Source organism: Enterobacter cloacae complex sp. IR5458 (genome assembly GCF_049238025.1).
GTDB lineage: Bacteria > Pseudomonadota > Gammaproteobacteria > Enterobacterales > Enterobacteriaceae > Enterobacter > Enterobacter kobei.
Map to the genome: position 1 here is coordinate 1 of NZ_JBMKIF010000131.1, position 1,149 is coordinate 1,149.

General features: G+C 49.4%; 2 protein-coding genes. Both read left to right on the forward strand.

Annotated features, from left to right (window positions below; genetic code table 11):
• On the forward strand, positions 1-492 hold a 492-nt coding region (locus ACOTYN_RS26365), incomplete at its 5' end, for a hypothetical protein (protein WP_421634809.1).
• Between the two features lie 103 nt (positions 493-595).
• The gene (locus ACOTYN_RS26370; protein WP_001251242.1) at positions 596-1,027 is read left to right on the forward strand and encodes a hypothetical protein; all 432 of its coding nucleotides are present in this window, start codon (positions 596-598) and stop codon (positions 1,025-1,027) included.
• Positions 1,028-1,149 lie beyond the last annotated feature (122 nt).

The window sequence follows — 1,149 nt, forward strand, 5'->3', positions numbered from 1 at the left end:
CACTGGAGCACCTCAAAAACACCATCATACACTAAATCAGTAAGTTGGCAGCATCACCGCCGAATCGGTCTCATTACATTCACTGATAAAAATGGAACAAAACAGGTCGAACAGGTTTATTCCTGCACTTCTTTAGCCGCCAATACTTTTGGAAAGCGCTTCACCACTTGGTTAGAAGAAATTTTTCAAAAGCATAATGAAGAAAAAGTAGCTGATTCCGGGTTCGAGGTTGGTAGCCGTGTCTGGGATAAATTGATGTATACGTTGCGCACCATTTCAGAAATTCGTGCCGGGGGGGTGCTGGTGCTGGATAACGGTGCACAGCGTACACTGGATGAAGTGCAAAAAACGGCACCTGAAACAAACCAGGTGGAGCCAAAGGAAATCTCTTCACTTCAGGAGCTGCTGAACGCTTCCAAAAATCTGGAGCCGACTTCGCCTGAGCTAATTGCGGCTCTTAATGAGGCTCTGTCAACCGCCATAAAACGGTGAATGCAACGGCAGTCTGGCACATCAGGCCTTGTCAGAGATTAGGCCTGAAAAGCACTTACGTACCGATATAACACCTAATTCCCCTCTAAGGAGATTGCCCTAAATGGCGATGAATAAAAAAGAACAAGCCGCGTATGATGAGCTGGTGGCACAGGCCAGAATAAACCGCGCTTTACGCTGGTCTGACTATGGCGTTGAACGCGATATGCCCGTACCAGAGGTCTCGGGGGAATACCAAAACGGCTGGAGCTTCAACACCGCCACTGGCACTGTTTATCCGACATGGAGCGGAACTACGGTTCACGGCACACGGGAAGAGGGAGAGGTTGTCGATGCAACCTCCCGCCGCATGCGAGGCATGAATGGTAGCCAGAACGGCATACCACAATACAGCACCAAAGAACGCGCCCTGAAGGCATTACGCTGTTCGCTTGAAATCAAGTTTGCCATGCAGCTGGATGCCATAGATAAAGCTATCGCAAAAGAAATAGAGCTGTCCACCGCTCGCCGGGAGAGCGATACATCAGATGCCTAAATAGATGCGCGGAATAGTAGATCACTGAAAGGGAACTCAGCCCGGATTGTGCGATCTGATCAATCGCCAAACCAACCAAAACCACCAACCGGACTGAGCGATGCCGATCATAGCACCAATAC